The 1,085-nt window shown below is 50.8% G+C and carries 2 tRNA genes and 2 rRNA genes; all 4 read right to left on the reverse strand.

Annotated elements, in window-relative coordinates:
• Positions 1–409 (reverse strand): 23S ribosomal RNA (locus tag SB786_RS35485); the annotation flags it as partial.
• 303 nt (positions 410–712) lie between these two features.
• Positions 713–788, reverse strand: a tRNA-Ala gene (locus SB786_RS35490).
• Between the two features lie 89 nt (positions 789–877).
• Positions 878–954, reverse strand: a tRNA-Ile gene (locus tag SB786_RS35495).
• Positions 955–1,016: 62 nt separating this feature from the next.
• Positions 1,017–1,085, reverse strand: a 16S ribosomal RNA gene (locus SB786_RS35500); the annotation flags it as partial.

Below are 1,085 nucleotides of genomic sequence, written 5' to 3' on the forward strand. Positions count from 1 at the left end.
CCCCATCTTCAGACAGGATTTCACGTGTCCCGCCCTACTTGTCGTACACTTAGTTCTTTCATACTGTTTTCGCCTACAGGGCTATCACCTGCTATGGCCGCACTTTCCAGAGCGTTCGGCTAACAATACAAATAAAGAGTACAAGGCTCATCCCATTTCGCTCGCCACTACTTTGGGAATCTCGGTTGATTTCTTTTCCTGCGGTTACTTAGATGTTTCAGTTCACCGCGTTCGCTTCGCATGGCCTATGTATTCAGCCATGGATACTCCAAAAGGAGTGGGTTTCCCCATTCGGACATCTACGGATCAAAGCTCGTTTGCCAGCTCCCCGTAGCTTTTCGCAGGCTACCGCGTCCTTCATCGCCTGTGATCGCCAAGGCATCCACCACATGCACTTGTTCGCTTGACCCTATAACGAGTCTGTCTCATCTTTCGACGCGACAGTCGCTACAGGTTGAGTTCTCGCATTTGTGCCGTATTCCAATTGAGCCGAACATGAAGTTCGAATCATCTTGAGATACATCGATACAATCACAACCCGGATAGTTTCCACGTCCATCTCAAGACGCTTCCGCTATCCAAATTACTTACTTCTTCCAGATTGTTAAAGAACGACAGCCGATATGGTATTACTCATATCACTCTGACTGGCTCAATCGCCAATGCAAAATTCTCGGTTCAGTGTCTGAACCAAGCCCTTAGCGTTGGTGATTGGTGGAGGCAGACGGGATCGAACCGACGACCCCCTGCTTGCAAAGCAGGTGCTCTCCCAGCTGAGCTATGCCCCCATGTACAGATGACCTCAGGTGTTCACAGCCTGCCGGCATGGGGTACTCGTAAGCGCTGAAGCGCTAACGATCACCGACACGTCAGACAATGGTGGGTCTGGTTGGATTCGAACCAACGACCCCCGCCTTATCAAGACGGTGCTCTAACCGACTGAGCTACAGACCCCTGAGTCTGTCTTTAATTTACAGCCGATAAGCGTGAGCGCTCAACTTTGCGAGAAGCTCTGGAAAGGAGGTGATCCAGCCGCACCTTCCGATACGGCTACCTTGTTACGACTTCACCCCAGTCATGAATCC

It is taken from the genome of Burkholderia sp. SIMBA_062 (genome assembly GCF_046534765.1).
GTDB classification, from domain to species: Bacteria; Pseudomonadota; Gammaproteobacteria; order Burkholderiales; family Burkholderiaceae; genus Burkholderia; species Burkholderia ambifaria.